Here is a 585-nt window from a genome sequence, read left to right as displayed (position 1 = left end):
GTATATCGCTTGCTGATTACGTGCAGCTTTCCCTTCAGGCGGGATTCATACAGCGGCCAGCCATCCGTCATCCATATCGCCACGTCAAAGGGTGACAGCAGGCTCATAAGACGCCCCAGCGTCGCCATAGTGCGTTCACCGAATACGTGCGCAACAACCGTCTTCCGGAGCCTGTCATACGCGTAAAACAGCCAGCGCTGGCGCGATTTAGCCCCGACATAGCCCCACTGTTCGTCCATTTCCGCGCAGACGATGACGTCACTGCCCGGCTGTATGCGCGAGGTTACCGACTGCGGCCTGAGTTTTTTAAGTGACGTAAAATCGTGTTGAGGCCAACGCCCATAATGCGGGCGGTTGCCCGGCATCCAACGCCATTCATGGCCATATCAATGATTTTCTGGTGCGTACCGGGTTGAGAAGCGGTGTAAGTGAACTGCAGTTGCCATGTTTTACGGCAGTGAGAGCAGAGATAGCGCTGATGTCCGGCGGTGCTTTTGCCGTTACGCACCACCCCGTCAGTAGCTGAACAGGAGGGACAGCTGATAGAAACAGAAGCCACTGGAGCACCTCAAAAACACCATCATA

At 55.2% G+C, this 585-nt stretch carries 1 pseudogene; it reads right to left on the bottom strand.

The window, feature by feature from the left end:
* Positions 1-559: pseudogene (locus ACF8PE_RS20395) on the bottom strand (IS1-like element IS1A family transposase); the annotation flags it as partial.
* Between the last annotated feature and the right edge of the window lie 26 nt (positions 560-585).

Origin of the sequence: Leclercia sp. GLN_9 (assembly GCF_043105735.1) — a bacterium.
Lineage (GTDB): Bacteria > Pseudomonadota > Gammaproteobacteria > Enterobacterales > Enterobacteriaceae > Enterobacter > Enterobacter adecarboxylatus.
Note: the sequence above shows the minus strand (reverse complement) of the source record. Positions and strands in the feature narration are given on the sequence as shown.